The following is a 1,237-nucleotide window of genomic DNA, read 5'->3' as shown; positions in this document are numbered from 1 at the left end:
CGCCTTCGGGCCCCGGGCCCTTCTTGCGGCGGCCGCCGGTGCCGGCCTTCGGCACGGCCGAGCCACGGCTGGGCGGGGTGTCGTCGCCGAGGTCGCGGGCCGGCTTGTTGCCCGCGATCAGTTGCTTGATCTCTTCGCCCGACAGCGTCTCGTATTCGAGCAGCCCTTCGGCGAGCGCGATCCATTCCTTCTTCTTCTTGGTCAGGATGGCCTTGGCGGTCGAGTAGGCGTCGTCGATCAGCCGCCGCACTTCGGCATCGATGATCTGCGCCGTCTCTTCCGAGATGTTTTGCGTGCGGGCCACCGAGTGTCCGAGGAAGACCTCTTCCTGGTTGTCGCCATAGGCGACATGGCCGAGCTTGTCGGAGAAGCCCCAGCGCGTGACCATGGCGCGCGCCAGCTTGGTCGCCTGCTCGATGTCGGAGGAAGCGCCCGACGTGATGTTCTCCTTGCCGAACTTGAACTCCTCGGCGACGCGGCCACCCATCATGATCGCCAGCCTGGAGATCATGTATTTGTAGCTCATCGAATAGCGGTCGCCTTCCGGCAGTTGCATGACCATGCCGAGCGCGCGACCGCGCGGGATGATGGTCGCCTTGTGCAGCGGGTCCGCCGTCGGCACGTTGAGCGCCAGGATGGCGTGGCCGGCCTCGTGATAGGCGGTCAGCTCCTTCTCGGCCTGCGTCATCGCCGACGAACGGCGCTCCGCGCCCATCATGATCTTGTCCTTGGCGTCCTCGAACTCGGCCATGGTGACCAGCCGCTTGTTGCGGCGCGCCGCCATCAGCGCGGATTCGTTGACGAGGTTCATCAGGTCGGCGCCGGAGAAGCCCGGCGTGCCGCGCGCGATGACCTTGAGGTCGACATTGGGCGCCAGCGGCACGTTGCGCACATGCACCTTGAGGATCTTCTCGCGGCCTACGATGTCGGGATTCGGCACCACGACCTGGCGGTCGAAGCGGCCGGGCCTCAGCAGCGCCGGGTCCAGCACGTCGGGCCGGTTGGTGGCGGCGATCAGGATGATCGACTCGTTCGATTCGAAGCCGTCCATCTCGACCAGCAGCTGGTTCAGCGTCTGCTCGCGCTCGTCATTGCCGCCGCCAAGGCCGGCGCCGCGATGGCGGCCGACGGCGTCGATTTCGTCGATGAAGATGATGCAGGGCGCGTTCTTCTTGGCCTGGTCGAACATGTCGCGCACGCGGCTCGCGCCGACGCCGACGAACATCTCGACGAAGTC

General features: G+C 66.3%; 1 protein-coding gene. It reads right to left on the bottom strand.

Annotated elements, in window-relative coordinates; genetic code table 11:
- A partial coding sequence (gene ftsH, locus EOA27_RS37080; RefSeq protein ID WP_127258788.1) for an ATP-dependent zinc metalloprotease FtsH occupies positions 1-1,237 on the bottom strand: 1,237 nt, incomplete at both ends.

The sequence above is a fragment of the Mesorhizobium sp. M2A.F.Ca.ET.037.01.1.1 genome (assembly GCF_003998075.1).
Lineage (GTDB): Bacteria > Pseudomonadota > Alphaproteobacteria > Rhizobiales > Rhizobiaceae > Mesorhizobium.
The sequence above is the reverse complement of the archived record's forward strand: the minus strand, read 5'-3'. Positions and strand labels throughout refer to the sequence as shown.